This window comes from Polaromonas sp. P1_E3 (assembly GCF_056405935.1).
Map to the genome: position 1 here is coordinate 1 of NZ_JBFUBD010000793.1, position 687 is coordinate 687.

1 protein-coding gene is annotated in these 687 nt (G+C 50.2%); it reads left to right on the forward strand.

Annotation, left to right across the window (positions count from 1 at the left end; genetic code table 11):
• Positions 1–384: 384 nt before the first annotated feature.
• Positions 385–687 (forward strand): hypothetical protein (locus tag AC1D0Z_RS23555; RefSeq protein WP_477660535.1); only part of this gene is annotated, 303 nt, incomplete at its 3' end.

Sequence of the window (687 nt, forward strand, 5' to 3'; positions counted from 1 at the left end):
GACCGGGCTTTGACCCATTGGCCATTGATGTAGTGGGCAGGGTAGGCGGTCATTTTGGTGTTCATATCGGAAGCCAGCTGAGGGATGAAAAATGGAGCGGATGCGAGAAGGTGACTTTCGTCTACAGGTGAAACTTAATGTAAGCCTAAAGATTTAAACACTGTTCAATACCAGAATCGACTTGACATCTAGTTACTAACTCCTTGATTCATTTGTTGTTTTGCGTTAACCATTTCACACAAAACGTCTTGCAAATGAACCGCCGCAGTCTTAATCTAACAGAACAAACCGTTCTTCGTGAACGTAAACCAATACCCCACGGATACCCGGTAGAAAGTTGTGAGACACATGCGCTGGTTAAAACCGAATCTGAAAAGCAGTTTCATGGCTTTGCTGGGCACTGGTGAAGTCACTGCATCCGTACTGGAAGACCGCACCGAGGAGATTCGCCAGTTCATCCTGGACGAGTTGGGTGAATTTGGTGAAAAGCACTATCCCAAGATCACGCGCCGCGTGCGCTATGCGCAGGATGTGCAAGGCCTCTGGTACACCCGTGGCGACATCATGGCGGTGCTCGCTGCCATGCATGGCGAAACCGTTGCCCGCGAAAAAGTCAGCCGTATCAGCGATAAATTCAAAGGCATGTTGCCCCGCGGCCTTAGTTCCCGGTCCAGCCCCCTGACAACC